Annotated in this window: 15 protein-coding genes and 1 pseudogene; 6 read left to right on the plus strand and 10 right to left on the minus strand. The window is 58.4% G+C overall.

Features of this window, described 5'->3' with window-relative positions; all coding sequences use genetic code 11:
- Window positions 1-82: 82 nt before the first annotated feature.
- Together xylB and xylA are read right to left on the minus strand one after the other, a co-directional pair.
- The gene (xylB, locus tag A1WC_RS01855) at window positions 83-1,537 is read right to left on the minus strand and encodes a xylulokinase (RefSeq protein ID WP_012967071.1); all 1,455 of its coding nucleotides are present in this window, start codon (window positions 1,535-1,537) and stop codon (window positions 83-85) included.
- Window positions 1,538-1,629: 92 nt separating this feature from the next.
- Complete coding sequence (gene xylA / locus A1WC_RS01850; RefSeq protein WP_008806876.1) at window positions 1,630-2,952, minus strand: xylose isomerase; 1,323 nt, start codon at window positions 2,950-2,952, stop codon at window positions 1,630-1,632.
- Window positions 2,953-3,458: 506 nt separating this feature from the next.
- On the opposite strand from xylA, the gene xylF reads away from it, so the two are divergent.
- From xylF to xylR, 4 genes are all read left to right on the plus strand, one after another.
- Window positions 3,459-4,454 (plus strand): D-xylose ABC transporter substrate-binding protein, encoded by a 996-nt coding sequence (xylF, locus tag A1WC_RS01845; protein WP_004210164.1) that lies wholly within the window; start codon window positions 3,459-3,461, stop codon window positions 4,452-4,454.
- Between the two features lie 64 nt (window positions 4,455-4,518).
- Window positions 4,519-6,060, plus strand: coding sequence for a xylose ABC transporter ATP-binding protein (locus A1WC_RS01840; RefSeq protein WP_012540329.1), 1,542 nt, complete (start codon window positions 4,519-4,521; stop codon window positions 6,058-6,060).
- The gene (gene xylH, locus A1WC_RS01835) at window positions 6,038-7,219 is read left to right on the plus strand and encodes a xylose ABC transporter permease XylH (protein WP_008806873.1); all 1,182 of its coding nucleotides are present in this window, start codon (window positions 6,038-6,040) and stop codon (window positions 7,217-7,219) included. Before A1WC_RS01840 ends, xylH begins: the two co-directional genes overlap by 23 nt.
- 234 nt (window positions 7,220-7,453) lie before the next feature.
- Window positions 7,454-8,632, plus strand: coding sequence for a D-xylose utilization transcriptional activator XylR (gene xylR / locus A1WC_RS01830; RefSeq protein ID WP_008806872.1), 1,179 nt, complete (start codon window positions 7,454-7,456; stop codon window positions 8,630-8,632).
- A 38-nt stretch (window positions 8,633-8,670) separates the two neighbouring features.
- On the opposite strand, the gene A1WC_RS01825 is transcribed toward xylR, so the two are convergent.
- Complete coding sequence (locus tag A1WC_RS01825; protein ID WP_008806871.1) at window positions 8,671-9,489, minus strand: protein bax; 819 nt, start codon at window positions 9,487-9,489, stop codon at window positions 8,671-8,673.
- 313 nt (window positions 9,490-9,802) lie between these two features.
- On the opposite strand from A1WC_RS01825, the gene A1WC_RS01820 reads away from it, so the two are divergent.
- Window positions 9,803-11,836 carry an alpha-amylase gene (locus A1WC_RS01820; RefSeq protein WP_016161945.1) on the plus strand — a complete coding sequence of 678 codons (2,034 nt, stop codon included), beginning with the start codon at window positions 9,803-9,805 and terminating at the stop codon, window positions 11,834-11,836.
- Between the two features lie 168 nt (window positions 11,837-12,004).
- The gene (gene avtA, locus A1WC_RS01815) at window positions 12,005-13,261 is read left to right on the plus strand and encodes a valine--pyruvate transaminase (RefSeq protein ID WP_008806869.1); all 1,257 of its coding nucleotides are present in this window, start codon (window positions 12,005-12,007) and stop codon (window positions 13,259-13,261) included.
- Window positions 13,262-13,303: 42 nt separating this feature from the next.
- Here the strand turns inward: avtA and A1WC_RS01810 are convergent, their stop codons facing one another.
- From A1WC_RS01810 to A1WC_RS01785, 7 genes and pseudogenes are all read right to left on the minus strand, one after another.
- Window positions 13,304-13,789, minus strand: a complete 486-nt coding sequence (locus A1WC_RS01810; protein WP_016161946.1) for a 4Fe-4S dicluster domain-containing protein — start codon at window positions 13,787-13,789, stop codon at window positions 13,304-13,306.
- A gap of 109 nt (window positions 13,790-13,898) precedes the next feature.
- Window positions 13,899-13,991, minus strand: a pseudogene (locus tag A1WC_RS27330) (IclR family transcriptional regulator); the annotation flags it as partial.
- A gap of 42 nt (window positions 13,992-14,033) precedes the next feature.
- A complete protein-coding gene (gene selB, locus A1WC_RS01805) occupies window positions 14,034-15,875 on the minus strand; it encodes a selenocysteine-specific translation elongation factor (RefSeq protein ID WP_016161947.1) in 1,842 nt (613 codons plus the stop codon).
- On the minus strand, window positions 15,872-17,260 hold the full coding sequence (selA, locus tag A1WC_RS01800) for an L-seryl-tRNA(Sec) selenium transferase (RefSeq protein ID WP_016161948.1): 1,389 nt from the start codon (window positions 17,258-17,260) through the stop codon (window positions 15,872-15,874). Before selA ends, selB begins: the two co-directional genes overlap by 4 nt.
- Window positions 17,261-17,365: 105 nt before the next feature.
- On the minus strand, window positions 17,366-17,974 hold the full coding sequence (locus A1WC_RS01795) for a glutathione S-transferase (RefSeq protein WP_016161949.1): 609 nt from the start codon (window positions 17,972-17,974) through the stop codon (window positions 17,366-17,368).
- 106 nt (window positions 17,975-18,080) lie between these two features.
- A complete protein-coding gene (locus tag A1WC_RS01790) occupies window positions 18,081-19,217 on the minus strand; it encodes an HlyD family secretion protein (RefSeq protein ID WP_009484617.1) in 1,137 nt (378 codons plus the stop codon).
- Window positions 19,218-19,220: 3 nt separating this feature from the next.
- Window positions 19,221-19,589 (minus strand): DUF3302 domain-containing protein, encoded by a 369-nt coding sequence (locus A1WC_RS01785; RefSeq protein ID WP_004152044.1) that lies wholly within the window; start codon window positions 19,587-19,589, stop codon window positions 19,221-19,223.
- Between the last annotated feature and the right edge of the window lie 257 nt (window positions 19,590-19,846).

Raw genomic sequence — 19,846 nt, forward strand, 5'->3', positions numbered from 1 at the left:
ATAAACAAATACGCTTTTTTGGATGGATGTAGCCGGGACATTCAGGGAGGGAATCCGCCCGGCGCTGCCGGACGGACTGAGGCTAAGACATCAGCGATTTCAGCTGCTGATAAATCTGGCGGAAGGTTTCCCGCTGTGGCGCATAGTGGGCCACACGGCGATCGTCCGGGCGATGGGCTTGTTCAAGCGGCAGCGGCTTCAGCAGCCCGGCGCGGTCTGCCTCGTCGTGCACCGCCAGCTGCGCCAGCCGGGCCGCCCCCAGCGCCGGGCCGACATCGCCCCCGGTACGGTAATCGAGCTGCAGGCCGCTAATATCCGCCAGCATTTGCCGCCAGTAAGCGCTGCGCGCCCCGCCGCCGATAAGCGTGATGCTCTGCGGCTTGATGCCGCAGGCGTGTACCACGTCCATGCCATCCGCCAGCGCATAGCCCACTCCCTCCAGCACCGCCCGCGCCAGCTCTGCCGGCCCATGCTGATGCGTCAGGCCAAAAAAGACGCCCTTGGCCTGCGGGTTGTTGTGCGGCGTGCGTTCGCCCGACAGATAGGGCAGGAACCACACCGGACCGGCGCTTTCATCCGCCGTCTGCGCCGCCGCGATCAGCGCCGGCACGCTGGCCAGGCCGGTTAATTTCGCCGCCCAGTCCAGGCAGGAGGCCGCGCTGAGCATCACCGACATCAGATGCCAACGGCCCGGCAGCGCATGGCAGAAGCTGTGCACCGCGCTTTCGGGTTTGCTGAGGAACCCTTCGCTGACGGCGAAGTAGACGCCTGAGGTGCCCAGCGACAGCATTGCCTGCCCGGCGTCGGCCATTCCGACCCCGACCGCGCCTGCGGCGTTGTCGCCGCCGCCGCCCACCACCAGCGCCTGCGGCATATTCCACGCCTGCGCCACCTCAGGTCGCAGTTGTCCGGTGACGTCGCTGCCTTCAAACAGCGCCGGCATCGCATCCCGACTGAGATCGCAGGCGGCGAGCATCTCATCGCTCCAGTCACGCCGGGCGACGTCCAGCCACATCGTACCGGCGGCGTCAGACATGTCGCTGGCAAGCTCGCCGGTCATGCGCAGGCGCAGATAGTCCTTCGGCAGCAGCACTTTATCGACCTGGTTGAACACCGCCGCCTCGTGGCGCTGCACCCAGAGTAACTTCGGCGCCGTAAAGCCCGGCATCATCAGGTTGCCGGTGATCTGCCGGGAAGCGCTGACTTTTTCCTCCAGCAGCTGGCACTCTTCGGCGCAGCGGCCGTCATTCCATAAAATGGCCGGACGCAGCACCTGTAACGATTTATCCAGCAACGTGGCGCCGTGCATCTGACCAGCGATGCCCAGCGCCTTCACGTCGCGCAGGCTATACTGCGCGCCCAGGGCTTTCATCGCCGTGTCTGTCGCCAGCCACCACTGTTCGGGATCTTGTTCCGACCACAGCGGATGAGGACGCGAGACGGTGAGTTTTTCGGTATGCGATGCCACTACCTCACCCTGCTCATTCAGCAGAATGGCTTTGACGCCCGATGTTCCCAGATCGATGCCGATATACATACTACCTCTCCTTAAACGCGCGCCACGGCTAAGCGTGGCGCGAACAGAGCATCCTGGTTGCGACGCCGGTCACGCCGGGCGCCGCCGCATGATTACTTATCAAACAGATAATGGTTGACCAGGTTTTCCAGTTGTTCCTGCTGGCCGCTGCGATGCTGCGGCGCCAGCTGATGCTGAGTGGCATACTGGGCTATGTCGCTGAGGGTCATCTGCCCGTTAAGGATCTGCTGCCCCAGCTCACCGTTCCAGCCGGCGTAGCGTCTGGCCACACGTTTATCCAGCTCACCGTCCTCAATCATCCGCGCCGCAACTTTCAGCGACAGCGCCATGGTATCCATCGCGCCAATATGACCATAGAACAGGTCGTATTTGTCGGTACTCTGCCGGCGCACTTTCGCATCAAAGTTGAGGCCGCCGGTGGTGAAGCCGCCCGCTTTAAGAATTTCATACATCACCAGCGCATTCTCTTCGACGCTGTTCGGGAACTGGTCGGTATCCCAGCCCAGCTGCGGATCGCCGCGATTGGCGTCGACGGAGCCGAACAGCCCCAGCGCGATGGCCGTCGCGATTTCATGATGGAACGAATGGCCGGCGAGCGTGGCATGGTTAGCTTCAATATTCAGTTTAATCTCTTTTTCCAGACCAAACTGTTTGAGGAAGCCGTAAACGGTAGAGGCATCATAGTCATACTGATGCTTGGTCGGTTCCTGCGGTTTGGGCTCAATCAGCAGCGTGCCTTTAAAGCCAATTTTATGCTTATGCTCCACCACCAGTTGCATGAAGCGGCCAATCTGTTCACGCTCCTGGCGCAGGTCGGTATTCAGCAGGGTTTCATAGCCCTCGCGACCGCCCCACAGCACATAGTTTTCGCCTCCCAGCTGATGAGTGGCATTCATGGCGGTGACCACCTGGGTAGCCGCCCAGCTAAACACTTCCGGATCCGGGTTGGTGGCCGCGCCGGCGCCGTAGCGCGGGTTGGTAAAGCAGTTTGCGGTCCCCCACAGAAGCTTCACGCCGCTCTGCTGCTGTTTCTCTGCCAGCACCTCGACCATGCGGGCGAAGTTATTGCTGTACTCCTGCAGCGAGGCGCCTTCCGGCGAGACATCGACATCGTGGAAGCAGTAGTAAGGCACATTGAGTTTGTGGAAGAATTCAAACGCCACATCGGCTTTACGTTTGGCCATCTCCAGGGCGTCGCCAGGCTGCTGCCATGGACGGTCGAAGGAGCCCACGCCAAACATATCGGCGCCATTCCAGCAGAAGGTATGCCAGTAACAGGCCGCAAAACGCAGATGATCTTCCATCCGTTTGCCCAGCACCAGTTCATCCGGGTTGTAGTGACGGAAAGCCAGCGGGTTAGTGGATTTCGGGCCTTCGTAACGAACGCGATCGAGTTGATCGAAATAGGTCTGCATAGAGAACTCCATATTCAGAGATGCGGCGAATAACCAATCAGATACCCTAAATAATTCGAGTTGCAGGAAGGCGGCAAGAGCGTGAACCTCCAGGCGCTGGTACCAGCAAGAGGTCGGAGCAACGAATGTCACCAACCCACCTACAACTTGAAGTATGACGGGTTTAAGCCAATATAGAATTTCACTTTCCATCTCCTCAATTACGTTATTTCACACCGCCATTGAGAGAATCCACAAACGTGCGCCAGCTCGCAAAAAATAATATACTTCCGCCTTCTCCGTGCCTTGTCGGACAAGTCCAGTGCAATAATAAGAGTGTGCATGAATAAAATACGATCGCCGTCATAATTTGCACATTAAACGAAATTTCATAACGGCAAAATAAGAACCGGTAATTGCCAGCCCTGCTTTCCGCGTTAAGAATCTGTAACGTATCCGCAACCTCATGTATCAAACATTATTTTTCCGTTCGTCTTATCTACCCTTACAAAAAAGGTATCATTATTATGAAGATAAAGAACCTTTGCCTTACACTTTGCGCCAGCTCCCTCCTGCTCGCCAGCATGGCGGGGATGGCGAAAGAAGTGAAGATTGGCATGGCCATCGACGATCTGCGTCTGGAGCGCTGGCAGAAAGACCGTGATATTTTCGTCAATAAAGCGGAATCCTTAGGCGCCAAAGTTTTTGTCCAGTCCGCCAACGGCAATGAAGAAACGCAGATGTCGCAAATTGAAAATATGATCAACCGCGGCGTCGATGTGTTAGTCATTATTCCTTATAACGGTCAGGTACTCAGCAACGTGATTAAAGAAGCCAAGCAGGAAGGTATTAAAGTCCTGGCCTATGACCGTATGATTAATAATGCTGACATTGATTTTTATATTTCTTTCGACAATGAAAAAGTTGGTGAAATGCAGGCGCAAAGTCTGGTCGACAAAGTGCCGCAGGGTAATTATTTCCTGATGGGCGGCTCGCCGGTGGATAATAACGCCAAACTGTTCCGCGCCGGGCAGATGAAGGTCCTCAAACCGTATGTGGATGAAGGCAAAATTAAGATTGTCGGCGATCAGTGGGTTGACGGCTGGCTGCCGGAGAACGCGCTGAAAATAATGGAAAACGCGCTGACGGCGAATAATAACAAGATCGATGCCGTGGTCGCCTCCAATGACGCCACCGCCGGCGGCGCCATCCAGGCCTTAACCGCCCAGGGGCTGGCCGGTAAAGTGGCGATCTCCGGTCAGGATGCTGACCTGGCGGGTGTGAAGCGCATTATTTCCGGTACTCAGACGATGACCGTCTATAAACCGATTACCACCCTGGCCACCAACGCCGCTGAAATCGCCGTTGAGCTGGGTAACGATAAGCAGCCGAAGGCCGATACCACGCTGAATAACGGCTTAAAAGATGTCCCTTCGCGCCTGTTAACGCCCATTGAGGTGAATAAAGAGAATATCGACGCCACGGTGATTAAAGACGGTTTCCATAAAAAGAGTGAATTGTAATGGCTGACGCCCCGCTCCGGGGCGTCATTTTCATCCCGCCGGATATCACTTTTGCGGAGTCTTTATGGCCTGGCTACTCGAAATGAAGAACATCACCAAAACCTTCGGCGCCGTTAAAGCCGTGGATAACGTCAGCCTGCGTCTTAACGCGGGTGAGGTGGTCTCGTTATGCGGTGAAAATGGGTCGGGGAAATCGACGCTGATGAAGGTGTTGTGCGGTATCTATCCGCACGGAAGCTATGAGGGCGAGATTATTTTTGCCGGCGAAACGCTGCAGGCAAACCATATTCGCGATACCGAACGCAAAGGCATCGCCATTATTCACCAGGAGCTGGCGCTGGTGAAACATCTCACCGTGCTGGAGAATATTTTCCTCGGTGCCGAGATCTCCCGCCACGGTCTGCTGGATTATGAAACCATGACGCTGCGCTGTCAGAAGCTGTTGGCGCAGGTCAATCTGCCCATTTCGCCCGACACCCGCGTCGGCGACCTCGGCCTTGGCCAGCAGCAGCTGGTGGAGATCGCCAAGGCGCTGAATAAACAGGTTCGTCTGCTGATCCTCGACGAACCGACCGCTTCCTTAACCGAACAAGAGACCGCGACGCTGCTGACGATCATTCGCGATCTGCAAAACCACGGTATCGCCTGCATTTATATTTCTCACAAGCTCAATGAGGTCAAAGCGATCTCCGACACGATCTGTGTGATCCGCGATGGCCAGCACATCGGCACCCGCGACGCCAGCGGCATGAGCGAAGACGATATCATCACCATGATGGTCGGCCGCGAGCTCACCGCGCTCTATCCCAGCGAGCCGCACGCCCACGGCGAGGAGATCCTGCGGGTCGAACATTTAACCGCCTGGCACCCGGTAAACCGCCATATTAAACGCGTCAATGACGTCTCGTTTTCCCTGCGTCGCGGGGAAATCCTCGGCATCGCCGGGTTGGTCGGCGCCGGACGTACCGAGGCGGTACAGTGCCTGTTCGGCGTCTGGCCGGGGCGCTGGCAAGGGGAGATCTTTATTGATGGCCAGCCGGTGAGCATTTCTAACTGCCAGCAGGCCATTGCCCACGGCATCGCCATGGTGCCGGAAGACCGCAAAAAAGACGGTATCGTGCCGGTGATGGCGGTGGGCAAAAACATTACCCTGGCGGCGCTCAACCAGTTCACCGGCGCGATGAGCAGCCTGGACGACGCCGCCGAGCAGCACTGCATTCAGCAGTCCATTCAGCGTTTGAAAATTAAAACCTCTTCGCCGGAACTGGCGATTGGCCGCCTGAGCGGCGGCAACCAGCAAAAGGCGATACTCGCGCGCTGTCTGCTGCTCAATCCGCGCATTCTGATCCTCGACGAACCCACCCGTGGCATCGATATCGGGGCAAAGTATGAAATTTATAAACTGATTAACCAGCTGGTGCAGCAGGGCATCGCGGTCATTGTCATTTCATCAGAACTGCCCGAGGTGCTCGGTCTCAGCGATCGGGTGCTGGTTATGCACGAAGGCAGACTAAAAGCCAATTTGGTTAATCAACATCTGACCCAGGAGCAGGTGATGGAAGCCGCGCTGAGGAGCGAACGCCATGTCGAAGAACACGTCGTCTGAAATCAAACTCACCCCAACCGCCCCCGCCGCCTTGCCGGCGCTGAAGGGGCTGAATCTCCAGGTCTTTGTGATGATCGCCGCCATCGTCGTCATTATGCTGTTTTTCACCTGGGTTACCGATGGCGCCTACCTGAGCGCACGCAATATCTCCAACCTGCTGCGCCAGACGGCCATCACCGGCATCCTCGCCGTTGGCATGGTGTTTGTGATTATTTCGGCAGAAATCGACCTGTCCGTCGGCTCGATGATGGGGCTGCTGGGCGGCGCCGCGGCAATCTTTGACGTCTGGCTCGGCTGGCCGCTGCCGCTCACCATCCTGGTGACCCTGGTGATGGGCCTGCTGCTCGGGGCGTGGAACGGATGGTGGGTGGCCTATCGCAAGGTTCCCTCGTTTATCGTCACCCTCGCCGGGATGCTGGCGTTTCGCGGCATTCTGATCGGCATCACCAACGGGACCACCGTCTCGCCCACCAGCCCGGCGATGGCGCAGATCGGCCAAAGCTATCTGCCAGACGGTATTGGGTTTGGCATCGGCGTTGTCGGCATGGCGGCGTTTATCGTCTGGCAGTGGCGCGGGCGGATGCGCCGTCAGGCGTTAGGTCTGGCGACCTCGTCCTCCACCGCCGCCGTTGGCCGTCAGGCCATTACCGCGGTGATTGTGCTGGGCGCAATCTGGCTGCTCAATGACTATCGCGGCGTGCCCACCCCGGTGCTGATCCTCGCTGCCCTGCTGCTGGCAGGTCTGTTTATGGCCACCCGCACCGCCTTTGGTCGTCGCATCTATGCCATCGGCGGCAACCTGGAGGCGGCCCGCCTCTCAGGGATCAACGTCGAGCGAACCAAGCTGGCGGTGTTTGCCATTAACGGCCTGATGGTCGCCATTGCCGGGCTGATCCTCAGCTCGCGCCTCGGCGCCGGGTCGCCCTCGGCGGGCAATATCGCCGAACTGGACGCCATCGCCGCCTGCGTCATCGGCGGCACCAGCCTGGCGGGCGGCATCGGCAGCGTCGCCGGAGCGGTAATGGGGGCGTTTATTATGTCAGCCCTGGATAACGGCATGAGCATGATGGACGTCGCCACCTTCTGGCAATATATCGTTAAAGGCGCCATTTTGCTGCTGGCGGTGTGGATGGACTCCGCCACCAAGCGGCGCGCGTGAGGAGAGACTCTCTGGAGAATGTCTGAATTCTTTGCGCTACCGCCAAACTTCGCCACAAGGCGCTTGAAATATCTCGGGCATTAGCCGGTAGTGTATACCCAACAGCATTCGGGTTGCAGACGGCGCCCCCGGGCTGCGTACCGGCGTACGTGGCCCGGGTGAGTGAGGAAGCCAGGCCATCGGCAACATCATGAATGAAGGGGTATGACCGGGGTTAGAGCAGGAACATTATCTATGTTTGAAAAGCGTCACCGTATTACGCTGTTATTCAATGCCAACAAAGCTTATGACCGCCAGGTGGTTGAGGGCGTCGGCGAGTATCTGCAAGCCTCCCAGCTGGAGTGGGATATCTTTATTGAAGAGGATTTTCGGGCACGAATCGAAAACATCAAAGAGTGGTTGGGCGATGGCGTTATCGCCGACTATGACGATCCCGAAATTGAAAAGCTGCTGGCCGATGTCCACGTGCCCATCGTCGGCGTCGGCGGCTCTTATCATCAGCCAGAGCAGTACCCGCCGGTCCACTATATTGCCACGGACAACGCCGCGCTGGTGGAAAGCGCCTTTCTTCATTTGAAGGAAAAAGGGGTGCACCGCTTCGCGTTTTACGGACTCCCCACCTCCAGCGGTAAACGCTGGGCGGTAGAGCGCGAGTATGCCTTCTGCCAGCTGGTCGCGAAGGAGAAGTATCGCGGCGTGGTCTACCAGGGGCTGGAGACGGCGCCGGAAAACTGGCAGCACGCGCAAAACCGGCTCGCCGACTGGCTGCAAACCCTGCCGCCGCAAACCGGCATCATCGCCGTCACCGACGCCCGCGCCCGCCACGTCCTGCAGGCCTGCGAGCTGCTGCATATCCCGGTGCCAGAGAAACTCTGCGTTATTGGCATCGATAACGAGGAGCTGACCCGCTATCTCTCTCGCGTCGCCCTCTCCTCCGTCGCCCAGGGCACCCGCCAGATGGGTTATCAGGCGGCAAAATTACTCCACCGGCTGCTGAATAACGAGGTGCTCCCGCTGCAGCGCCAGCTGATCCCGCCGATGCGTGTCGTTGAGCGACGCTCCACCGACTACCGGTCATTGAACGATCCCTCCGTGATTCAGGCGATGCATTACATTCGCAACAATGCCTGCAAAGGCATCAAGGTGGAACAGGTGCTCGACGCCGTGGGCATCTCTCGCTCCAATCTGGAGAAACGCTTCAAAGAGGAAGTCGGGGAGACCATCCACACGGTGATCCACAGCGAGAAACTGGAAAAGGCGCGCAGCCTGCTGGTGTCCACCAGCCTGTCGATCAATGAGATTTCACAGATGTGCGGCTACCCATCGCTGCAATATTTTTATTCGGTGTTTAAGAAGGAGTACGACGTGACGCCGAAGGAGTACCGTGACCGGCACAGCGAGGTGATGCTGTAGGGCAAAAAAATGCCCGGCGACAAGGCCGGGCATCCGGATTACAGATGGGCGGCGATGAGCCGCTGATTGTCCTGATACATCGCGAAGAGATAGTTGTTGTAGCTCGACCCTTTGGTCGAATAACCCTTCAGCTTATGAATCATCGTACTGGCCGTCACTTCCTGATCCGCCTTGCGCAGCTGCAGGCGCGATTTGCGGAATGAAGAATAAGCCGGGTGGGTGTTCAGGTTGGTGACATAAGCCTGCACCGACTGCTCCACTGATTCGAACTGCGAGTAGCCTTTCATCGCCCCGCGGCAGCGACCGGCGCCGCACTTCATGCCAAACAGGTTGTTGTTCTCACGCGCCAGCTTGGAGGTACCCCAGCCACTTTCCGCCGCCGCCATGGTTGCTACCATGCTGTTCGGAATAATGTCGACACGCTCAAGCAGCGCGTTCCAGGGCACATGACGCGTATTGCCTGACCACTTCACCTTATAACGGGCAGCGATATCTTTCAGGCGCGCCTTCTCAGTCGGCGACCAGCGAGCATCGTACTGCTTGGAAACAAGCCAGTTACGATCCGCAGTAATCGCCTGATTCTGCTTGGTAATATAAGGCATGACCGTCCGGAGAAACGCTTTTTTCCTTGGTGTTCCGGAAGGGTATTTTCGCAAGTCAGGAAGTGAACTGCTCTTTACACTATTGCGAGAATACTCTTGTTTACTGCTTACCTTAGTACTACTGATCTTCTTAACCGTTGGGGCTTTATGACTCTTTGTTGCTGTGTGCGTTGTTGCCAACACACTACCTGAAAATACACAGGTTAGTAACATAAGTATGGCGGCCCCATATCGTCGTATGGGATTCGATATCATCAGGTCTCCTGGTCGGATATATGCATTCCAACACCTTGTTTTTCACAAAAAAACGATAGCTGAATCGCTAATAGTATCAAAAATACGCAATGAGAGCATCAACAGAAATAGTCCAATTCCGAATTGGTGTCATCTGAAATCGGTTTCTGCGCCGCATCGCCAGTGCGAAAATGCTAGCTTCGTCTCATTTTTAGCCTATTTTTTGAGCGGTGTCACTCACCCCTTTTCATCCTCCTGGTAAAACGCCGGCCAGGAGGAGTTCACCCGTGCGGCAACAAGGCACACTAGATAAAAACCGCTCAAGGATCCCGCAATGAAACTCGCTGCGCTTGCCACGTTATTCGTGCCTGGGATGGCCTTTGCCGCCTGGACTACCACCGACTTCCCTGCCTTTACCGAAGAGGGGACGGGCCGATTCATCAGCCAGAAAGTGGTTGAGAAGGGTACACGTCCTCTGCAGCTAAATTTTGACCAGCAGTGCTGGCAGCCTTCCGGCGGCATTAAGCTCAACCAGATGCTGTCCATGGAGCCCTGCCGTGGCACCCCGCCGCAATGGCGCATCTTCCGCCAGGGGTTATATACCCTGGAGGTGGATACCCGCTCCGGCACACCGACAATGATGATTTCGCTGGAGGAAAAAGAGGCCAGCGCCGCGGCGCCGCAGATCCGTCAGTGTCCGAAGTGGGATGGAAAACCGCTGACCATCGACGTCAGCAAAACCTTCGCCGAGGGCAGCAAGGTCCGCGATTTCTACAGCGGCAATGTCGCAACCGTCAGCGGCGGCAAAATCACCCTGCAGCCCGCCTTCGGCAGCAATGGCCTGCTGCTGCTCGAGCGCGCCGAGACCGCCGCCCCGGCGCCGTTTGACTGGCACAATGCCACTGTCTACTTCGTCCTGACCGATCGCTTTGTAAACGGCAACCCGGCCAACGACAACAGCTATGGCCGTCATAAAGACGGCATGCAGGAGATCGGCACCTTCCACGGCGGCGACCTGCAGGGATTAACCAGCAAGCTGGATTATCTGCAGCAGATGGGGGTTAACGCCCTGTGGATCAGCTCCCCGCTTGAGCAGATCCACGGCTGGGTCGGCGGCGGCACGAAGGGCGATTTTCCTCACTACGCCTACCACGGCTATTACACCCAGGACTGGTCGAAACTGGACGCCAACATGGGGACCGAAGCGGATCTCCGCCGGCTGGTGGATGAAGCGCATAAGCGCGGCATACGCATCCTGTTTGACGTGGTGATGAACCATACCGGTTACGCTACCCTGGCCGACATGCAGGAGTTCCAGTTCGGCGCCCTGTATCTGCAAGGCGATGAGCTGAAAAAAACCCTCGGCGAGCGCTGGACGGACTGGAAACCGGGCGCGGGCCAGACCTGGCATAGCTTTAACGACTATATCAACTTCAGCGACAAAGCCGGCTGGGAGAAATGGTGGGGCAAGAAGTGGATCCGCACCGATATCGGCGATTATGACAACCCAGGCTATGACGATCTCACCATGTCGCTGGCCTTCCTGCCGGACCTGAAAACCGAATCGAAGGAAGCCTCAGGCCTGCCGAACTTCTATAGCCATAAACCAGACACCGCAGCGAAAGCGATCCCGGGCTATACGCCGCGCGACTACCTGACCCACTGGCTGAGCCAGTGGGTGCGCGACTACGGCATCGACGGCTTCCGTGTCGATACCGCTAAACATGTGGAGATGGACGCCTGGCAGCAGTTAAAAACCCAGGCCACCGCCGCGATGGCGGAGTGGAAGAAAGCCAATCCGGATAAAGCGCTGGATGCTTCGCCGTTCTGGATGACCGGCGAAGCCTGGGGACATGGGGTGATGCAGAGCGATTATTATCGCCACGGTTTTGATGCGATGATCAATTTCGACTATCAGGATCAGGCGGCGAAAGCGGCGACCTGTATGGCTAATATTGACCTCACCTGGCAGCAAATGGCGGACAAGCTGCAGAGCTTTAACGTCCTGAGTTACCTCTCCTCGCACGATACGCGCCTGTTCCGCGAAGGCGGCACCACTGCGGCGGAGCTGTTGCTGCTGGCCCCTGGCGCCGTGCAGATTTTCTATGGTGACGAATCATCACGTCCGTTCGGCCCCACCGGCTCGGACCCGCTACAGGGCACCCGTTCGCAGATGAACTGGCAGGATGTTAACGGCAAGGCGGCCCGCAGCGTCACTCACTGGCAGAAGATCGGTCAGTTCCGCGCTCGCCATCCGGCAATCGGCATGGGCAAACAGACAACGCTGTCGATGCCGCGTGGTTACGGGTTCGTGCGTGAGAGCGGTGAAGACAAAGTGATGGTCATCTGGGCCGGACAACAGCAGTAATCCACAGGTGGCTCTCCGCCCTGGCGGGGAGCCATTCAGAACAAAACGCTAACAAAATAGCAATTTACAGGATAAAGATAAAAAGCCGTCTCCTCCCGCCGATTTGCACCACGCTAGCGCTGGCGTTATGGTTAGCCACTTTCCAGAACCACCGATAGACTATTCGCGATGACATTTTCCCTTTTCGGCGACAAATTCACCCGTCATTCAGGCATCACCCGCTTGATGGAAGACCTTAATGACGGTCTGCGCACGCCGGGCGCTATTATGCTGGGCGGCGGCAACCCCGCTCAGATCCCGGAAATGAATGACTACTTCCAGCAGCTGCTGTCCGACATGCTGGATAATGGCAAAGCCCTTGATGCGCTTTGTAATTATGATGGTCCGCAGGGCAAAAGCGAGCTGCTGAGCCTGCTGGCGAACATGCTGCGCGACGAGCTGGGCTGGGAGATCGAACCACAGAATATTGCGCTAACAAACGGCAGTCAGAGCGCATTTTTCTACTTATTTAATCTGTTTGCAGGCCGTCGGGCAGATGGCACCACGCGTAAGGTACTGTTCCCACTGACGCCGGAATATATTGGTTACGCCGATGCCGGTCTGGAAGAGGATCTGTTCGTTGCCACCCGGCCGAACATCGAACTGCTGCCGGAAGGCCAGTTCAAATACCACGTTGATTTTGAACATCTGCAGGTGACGGAAGAGACCGGGATGATCTGCGTCTCGCGCCCCACCAACCCGACCGGCAACGTCATCACTGATGAAGAGCTGATCAAACTGGATGCGCTGGCGAATCAGCACGGGGTCCCGCTGGTGATTGATAATGCCTACGGCGTGCCGTTCCCGGGCATTATCTTTAGCGATGCCCGACCGCTGTGGAATCCAAACATCGTGCTGTGTATGAGCCTGTCCAAACTGGGCCTGCCGGGCAGCCGCTGCGGGATTATCATCGCCAACGAGAAAATCATCACCGCCATCAGCAACATGAACGGCATTATCAGCCTCGCCCCTGGCGGCATTGGGCCGGCAATGATGTGCGAAATGATTAAACGACAGGATCTGCTGCGCCTGTCAGAGACGGTGATCAAGCCCTTCTATTACCAGCGGGTGCAGGAAACCATCGCCATTATTCGCCGTTATTTACCGGAGGAGCGCTGCCTGATCCACAAACCGGAGGGAGCCATTTTCCTCTGGCTATGGTTTAAGGACCTGCCGGTCTCCACCGAGCTGCTGTATCAGCGGCTGAAAAAGCGCGGCGTGCTGATGGTGCCGGGGGATTACTTCTTCCCGGGTCTGGATAAGCCGTGGCCGCACACTCACCAGTGTATGCGCATGAACTATGTGCCAGACCCGCAAAAAATTGAGGCCGGGGTGAAAATTCTCGCCGAAGAGATTGAATTCGCCTGGCGCGAACAGGAAGCATAGCCTCTGACGCCACGGGCGGTTAACGCCCGTCAGCGCCCCCACTCACGCCAGCGCCAGCCGCTGGCGTTTTTGCGCACATAGCGCCTCCAGCTCCGCGGGAACCATCACCCGCAGCGCCTGCGTCGGGCAGGCGGCCACGCAGGCTGGTCCTTCAGCGCGGTGATGGCATAAATCGCATTTCAGCGCCTGCGCCTGCTCCTTCACTACCGTAACGGTCATCGCGCCGTACGGGCAGGCCACCATGCAACTTTTGCAGCCGATGCAGCGCCGCTGGTCGACCCACCAGACGTCATTGTCGCGCTGAATCGCCCCTTGCGGGCAAACGCTGGCGCAGGGCGCATCCTCGCATTGCCGGCACGCCGTCGCCGTCGATATGTCACCGCTTTTCACCACCCGGATACGCGGCGCGAAATGGTTCGTCGACAGGGCGGCGACATCCTGCGCCTGCTGGTGCGCCACCGCACAAGCCACTTCACAGGTACGACAGCCAATACACCGCTGGGCATTGGCAATAAGAAACTGGTTCATCCTCTGCTCCCTGGGGATAAAACCGCAGGGTGCCAGAATAGTCCCTGCCCGCGCTTTGATCCTGAATGGAATCAGCGCTGTTTTTTGTCAGATGGCCTGCAGGATGTGGTCATTTGCCTGACGCTTCACGCACCGTGAAACCCAGCTCACGCGAAATTGCTTCGGCGGTCTCACGCAGCGGTTTTAACAAGTTCTTTTCGCCAGCTCCCCTGCACGAAGTCCGCCGGGGAGCTGGCGTGAATGATTACAGAAACAACGCCTTATCGCGCAGGATATGATCGTTACCGCGACGGCGGGTGAAGCCAATCCGATCGAAATACTCCAGGATCTGAATCGCCAGCTTACGCCCGACGTTTAAGGTGTCGCGGAAATCCGCGGCGCAGGTTGATCCGCGCAGCTGATCCAGCTCGCGCACCCGTTGGGCGAACTGCACAATGCGATCGTTGCGGTAGTAACGATCCTTGACGATCGCAGTAATCATCCCCTGCTGCGCCGCCTGGCGCAGCACCGCGCGCATCAGGGACTCTTCAACATGGACTTCGCGCGCGAGATCGCGCACCCACCAGGGGTCATCGCCGAACAGGGTTTCCACCTTCTGCCAGACCGCCTGCTGCTCGTCGGTAAACCCGGCTTTATGCTCCGGCAAATGCAGCCAGCCGTGATGGCTGTGGACTATGCCGCTCTCACGCATCTGCTCAATCAGCAGCAGCACCAGCGCTTCATCTTCCATCGGCAGCGCGATGCGGCGCAGGCGCTCCCGGCCCGGCCCGGGCTCATCGCGATGCTGCTCATGGTAACGCGCCAGAGCATCCAGCAATTTTCGCTGCCAGCGGGCGGCAAGCGGGGCACTGAGCAGGCGCTGTCCGGCCTGCAGATAGTCCGGTCGCTGGATCAGGGCCGCCATTCCGGCTTCGCTGAGCTGCCGTGCCCAGGCGAAGTGCTCAAGCCGGACGGCATCCCGCTGCAGATGCAGCTCAAGCGCCTGCGCATCGTCAGCGCCAACTGCCGCCAGGGCGTGCAGCCACTGCAGATATTCCGGTTTACGTTTGCCGCGGCGCGGGGGATCCAGCGTCACCACCCGTGCGCCGGCCAGCGTCATACGCGCAGAGATATCGCGGAGCACCAGCCGGTCGTTATCCGCCAGCCACAGCGGGGTATCCAGCACCAGCTCCGCCAGGTTGTCCTCGAGGAGCGACACCCGGCCGGTAATGTGGCTGGCAGCATGGTGAATATGCAGCGGTTGCCACTGGCTGAGCGGCGTATGGCACTGCAGCTCGACAATCACCCGTTCCGCAGGCTCCGGCGGCGGTGAGGACAACAGCCAGTCGCCGCGGTGCACTGCCTCTTTCTGTGCATCGCCGACAATATTCAGCGCGATGCGCTGCCCGGCGTGCGCCTGCTCAACCGCTTGATTCTGGGCATGCAGGCCGCGGACGCGCATCGGCGTGTTGACGCCGGTGAGCCACAGAGTATCCCCGACCCGGACTTCGCCGGAGAGCGCCGTCCCGGTGACCACCAGCCCCGCGCCTTTGACGGTAAAAGCACGGTCCAGCGCCAGGCGAAACCGCTGCTGCTGCGGGTGGGGGCGCTCCGCAAGCTGCAGCAGATGGCTGCGCAGTTCGGCAATACCGATGTTTTCCGCCGCCGCGGTGGGAAAGAAAGCGACGGCGTCAAAGCCCAGCTCGCGCAGGGTCTGCTCGACCTCCGCCTGCACCTCCTCCACCCTGGCGGCCGTCACACGGTCCGTTTTGGTGAGCGCCACGGTCAGCGTCGGCTTTCCGGTCAACAGCAGGATCGCCAGGTGTTCGCGGGTTTGCGCCATCACCCCGTCATCGCAGGCCACCACCAGCAGCGCATGGTCAATACCCCCCACCCCCGCCAGCATGTTGGACAAAAACTTTTCGTGCCCGGGAACGTCAATAAATCCCAGCACCCGCCCGTCCGGCTGCGGCCAGTAGGCATAGCCGAGATCGATCGTCATTCCCCGCGCTTTCTCTTCCGGCAGACGATCGGCATTTACGCCGGTTATCGCCTGCAGCAGCGTCGTTTTGCCGTGGTCAACATGTCCAGCGGTGGCAATAATCATCGTAACAACATCTCCATAAACCGGGTTTCATCTTCCAGACAGCGCAGGTCCAGCCAGAGCCGACCATCATCAATGCGGCCAATCACCGGACACGGCAGCGCGCGCCAGCGGGCAGCCAGCGCCTCCAGCCGGCTGCCGCGGCCGTCATGCGGGGTAAAGGTCAACGCCGCGCTGGGCAGGCGGTCAACGGGTAACGAACCGCTGCCAATCTGCGACTGGCAGGCTGCCACGCTGACGGCAAAGTCAGCATAGTGTGCCGCCAGGTCAGGCAGCAGGCGTTCAGCCAGCCGGCGGATCTCTTCCGCCGGACGGGTGAGCAAGCGCAGCGTCGGTAATCTCTCCGTCAGCACCTCCGGGTGCTGATAGAGGCGCAGCGTGGCTTCCAGCGCCGCGAGGGTCATTTTATCCGCGCGCAGGGCCCGCTTCAGCGGATGGCTTTGCAGCCGGGCAATCAGCGCGCGTTTGCCGACGATAATTCCGGCCTGCGGGCCGCCGAGCAGCTTGTCGCCAGAGAAACTGACCAGGCTCACCCCGGCGGCGATCATCTCCTGCGGCATCGGCTCCTTCGGCAGGCCATACTGGCTGAGATCCACCAGCGACCCGCTGCCCAGGTCGGCCACCACCGGGATGTCCAGTTCGCGGCCAATGGCCGCCAGCTCCGCTTCGTCGACGGCTTTAGTAAAGCCTTCAATGCTGTAGTTGCTGGTGTGAACCTTCATCAGCAGCGCGGTATTTTCATTCACCGCCTGACGATAGTCTTTGGCATGGGTGCGGTTGGTGGTACCCACTTCGTACAGCTGACAACCCGCCTGACGCATCACATCAGGAATGCGAAATGCGCCGCCGATTTCCACCAGTTCGCCGCGGGAAACCACCACTTCGCGGCCGCTGGCGGTGGCCGCCAGCATCAGCAGAACGGCCGCCGCGTTGTTGTTCACGATACAGGCATCTTCCGCGCCGGTGATCTGGCACAGCAGATCGGCAATGGCGCGATCGCGATGGCCGCGCCCGGCGTCGTCGAGATCATATTCGAGCGTCACCGGCGCGCGCATCGCGCTGGCAACCGCCTCCACGGCCGACTCCGCCTGGATGGCACGCCCCAGATTGGTATGCAATACCGTACCGGTGAGATTAAACACCGGACGCAGGGCGCTCCGCTGGCCGGCGGTGAGCCGCTGCTCACAGGCGTGCAGCCAGTCATGGCTCCAGTCAGGGAGCGTCTGCCGTTGGCTAATCTGTTCCCGCGCCTCATCCAGCATCTGGCGCAGCTGCGCCACCACCTGCGAATGGCCGTGCTGTGCCAGCAGGGGAGAAAAAGCGGGGTCGCGTAGTAAGCGGTCAATGGCCGGAAGCCGGGTATAAAGCGCACGAATATCGGTAGTCATGAATGGGCCTGGCGGTAAGTTATTTTCCCCCCTCCCGACGGGAGAGGGAGTCAACAATCAGCGGCGATTGTAACGCCTCCTTGCGCAAACTGTTACCTGCCTGGGTCAAGTCCGCGGCGGTTCGGTACGCGCAAAGCTGGCGCGCTGGAACAACGCATCCACCAGCTTCACCAGTTGCGGCCGGGTGGCGCACCAGCCGGGCGCGACCCGGCGAAAGTTCAGATAAGCAATGGCGCAGGCCGTTGAAATGGTCGCCAGATTAACCTCGTCGCCGCGCAGCGTTCCGTCTGCCGCGCAGGCTTCCAGCCGGTCGAGGCCGCGAGCCACTTTCTCCCGCTGGCGGAGCAGCTCTTGCTCTGACTGTTGCGCGCCCGGGCGAGCCTTTTCACGCACCAGCGCCTGGGCGGCCTCCATCACCCCATCCGCCAGTGCTTCAAGCTGGCGCATCCTGAGAGCGGCTCTGGGGTCGGAGGGGATCATCGGCGGCGCCACGCCCAGTAGCTCCAGATACTGGGCGATGACCGGGGAGTCAAACCAGCACTCACCGTCGTCTGTCACCAGCGCCGGTACCTTGCCCAGCGGGTTATAGCGCGCCACACCGTTGCTTTCGCTGTAGGGGGATTCGTTGACAAACTCAAAAGGGATGCGCTTTTCCAGCAGGATCACGGAGATTTTGCGCACAAAGGGACTGGTGTAGCTGCCGATCAGTTTCATAGCCTGCTCCTTATCGCCAACAAATTATCGCCAACAAAGATATGAGTATGGCTCAGGGCAGGACAAAAGGCAGGTGAGCGTCCCGCTCAACCTGCCGCCGATCGCATTAATGATCGAGATAGAGGTAGTGCATCCAGCTGGTCATCCGCAGCAGCACTTTACGCATCACCGAGACGTGGGCGAAATGGTCGGAGTAGACCGCCACCTGCGCGTAGATGCCATCGGGCAGCGCATCAATTTCGGCATTGGGGTCGAGCTCGATGGTCGCCAGCACGCCATCGCTGCCCGGCGTCACGGTCAGCGACTGTAACGCCCCTTGCGCCTGATAACTTCCTCCCGGCACCACCGGTAAAATACTCACCAGTTTGCCGTGGAACACCTGCCCGGGCAGAGCGTTAAACACCGCTTCCGCATCGTCTCCTTTCTCCAGCCTTAACAGGGAGTTTTGCCGAAACTGGGCGACGATCAGCCGTTTTTGCTCCGGGATAAACACCATCACCGGACGCAGCGGCAGCGAGGCGGCATAGGTCCCCGGACGGATCAGCACCTGGGTGATATACCCATCGCTTGGCGCCCGCACGGTGGTCTGGTCGAGATTATATTTCGCCTCCGCCAGCTGGGCGCGCAGGCTGGCCACTTGCGACTGCTCGCCGTTGATCATGCTGTCCAGCTGGCTCTGGATCTGCGCCTGCTCCGCCACCGACGCCTTGACCAGCGCGTCCTGGGCAAGGTAATTCTGCCTGGCGTTATCGATGTCACTTTCCGAGAACGGGTTCACCCGCGCCTGGCTCCCTTTCAGGTAGCGCTGATAGTCCTTGTATAAGCGATCGCGCTCCGCCGACACGCGGGTGGTGTTGGCCTGGGCTTCAGAGAGCTGCGCCTTGAGGGTGTTAATACTGTGCAGCGCCGTCACCAGGTCGGCCTGCAGACGGTCGACCCGCGCCTGATAGCGTGCCGGGTCAATGGTAAAAAGCACCTCACCCTTTTTGACGCGCTGATTCGCTTTGTCGGTGACGCTGTTAACCACTCCGGTAACCTGCGGCGTAATAGGAATAGATATCACCGCCTTTTGCGCCAGAAAGGTGTAAGGGTGGTTATAGTTCATTAATAAAATAAGCGCGCTAACAATAAATACGCCCCCCAGCGCCGCGGTAGGTACCGTCCATTTATTTACGGGTATTTTGAAGATTTTAAATATCGACCAGGCGATGGCCACATAGGTCAAAATTATCAACAGATCCATAGATTATTTCTCCGCCGCAGAGGTGGACTGCGGCCGCTGAATGGCCGCCACCTGGTGTTCAAGGTCGCTCAGTCGTTGGCGAAGCTGTTGTATATCGGTCTCTTTTTCAGGTTCGTCAGGGGCCGTATTCGCCTTATGCTGCATGCCCCAGCCGCGCTCAGGCTGGTACAACGTGGCCCAAATCCATAAAAACGGCCAGATGACGTGGAGAGTAAAAAGACTGACCCATCCGGCGACATGAATAGCATCGGAATGAGGGTGGTTGCGTTTTTTGGCGATCAAATAAGGAATATCGTGAATAATGATAATCCCATAAAAAATGACCAGAAAAACGAAGATCAGAACGCCCAGCGCAAAATAATTGAGAAACATAATTCCCTCGGCTTTACGCTAATAATTTATATGAATTTTATTCACGACCCACTGACATCCGGGCCGCTATTTTGAGCATAATTCACGCCTTTCATTTTTGCCATCCGGCGTAAAAAAGTTATTCGGCAGTTAAGGTTGCTTAGTTACAGAGCCATCCCGACGTGGAAGCAAAACCGGGCCGAGATCACAGCGGCAAAAATCCACCGTGAAATTCTTTGTGATCAAAATCACAAACAAACAACAAAACCACGAAACAA

It is taken from the genome of Klebsiella sp. KTE92, assembly GCF_000398905.1.
GTDB classification, from domain to species: domain Bacteria; phylum Pseudomonadota; class Gammaproteobacteria; order Enterobacterales; family Enterobacteriaceae; genus Klebsiella; species Klebsiella variicola.

Coding starts and splice junctions, on each gene's coding strand:
- A1WC_RS01820 (WP_016161945.1), top strand. CDS start 9,803: ATGAAACTCGCTGCGCTTGCCACGTTATTCGTGCCTGGGATGGCCTTT.
- A1WC_RS01790 (WP_009484617.1), bottom strand. CDS start 19,217: ATGGATCTGTTGATAATTTTGACCTATGTGGCCATCGCCTGGTCGATA.
- xylR (WP_008806872.1), top strand. CDS start 7,454: ATGTTTGAAAAGCGTCACCGTATTACGCTGTTATTCAATGCCAACAAA.
- xylH (WP_008806873.1), top strand. CDS start 6,038: ATGTCGAAGAACACGTCGTCTGAAATCAAACTCACCCCAACCGCCCCC.
- avtA (WP_008806869.1), top strand. CDS start 12,005: ATGACATTTTCCCTTTTCGGCGACAAATTCACCCGTCATTCAGGCATC.
- A1WC_RS01810 (WP_016161946.1), bottom strand. CDS start 13,789: ATGAACCAGTTTCTTATTGCCAATGCCCAGCGGTGTATTGGCTGTCGT.
- A1WC_RS01840 (WP_012540329.1), top strand. CDS start 4,519: ATGGCCTGGCTACTCGAAATGAAGAACATCACCAAAACCTTCGGCGCC.
- A1WC_RS01825 (WP_008806871.1), bottom strand. CDS start 9,489: ATGATATCGAATCCCATACGACGATATGGGGCCGCCATACTTATGTTA.
- xylF (WP_004210164.1), top strand. CDS start 3,459: ATGAAGATAAAGAACCTTTGCCTTACACTTTGCGCCAGCTCCCTCCTG.
- selA (WP_016161948.1), bottom strand. CDS start 17,260: ATGACTACCGATATTCGTGCGCTTTATACCCGGCTTCCGGCCATTGAC.
- xylA (WP_008806876.1), bottom strand. CDS start 2,952: ATGCAGACCTATTTCGATCAACTCGATCGCGTTCGTTACGAAGGCCCG.
- selB (WP_016161947.1), bottom strand. CDS start 15,875: ATGATTATTGCCACCGCTGGACATGTTGACCACGGCAAAACGACGCTG.
- A1WC_RS01785 (WP_004152044.1), bottom strand. CDS start 19,589: ATGTTTCTCAATTATTTTGCGCTGGGCGTTCTGATCTTCGTTTTTCTG.
- xylB (WP_012967071.1), bottom strand. CDS start 1,537: ATGTATATCGGCATCGATCTGGGAACATCGGGCGTCAAAGCCATTCTG.
- A1WC_RS01795 (WP_016161949.1), bottom strand. CDS start 17,974: ATGAAACTGATCGGCAGCTACACCAGTCCCTTTGTGCGCAAAATCTCC.